Source organism: Microbulbifer okhotskensis (assembly GCF_023895975.1).
GTDB classification, from domain to species: Bacteria; Pseudomonadota; Gammaproteobacteria; order Pseudomonadales; family Cellvibrionaceae; genus Microbulbifer; species Microbulbifer okhotskensis.
On record NZ_JALBWM010000558.1, the window covers coordinates 1 to 222 of the forward strand.

At 55.9% G+C, this 222-nt stretch carries 1 protein-coding gene; it reads right to left on the minus strand.

Translation table 11 applies throughout. The features are described 5' to 3' along the window. On the minus strand, positions 1 to 222 hold a 222-nt coding region (locus tag MO867_RS23270), incomplete at both ends, for an NAD-dependent epimerase/dehydratase family protein (protein WP_252473531.1).

Sequence of the window (222 nt, forward strand, 5' to 3'; positions counted from 1 at the left end):
TGCAGAAATTCGCGCAGCGGCCTGCCACTGCCCCAGATGTCTATCTGATCGGCCTGTGACTGAACCGCATCATAAAACCGGCGCAGGAGCGCAGGAATCACATGGGCATTCTCGGCATGGAAATTGTCACCCGGCCCGTAAAGATTGGTCGGCATCACCGAACGGAAATCCCGGTCATGCTGGCGGTTAAAACTCTCGCACAGCTTGATACCGGCAATCTTG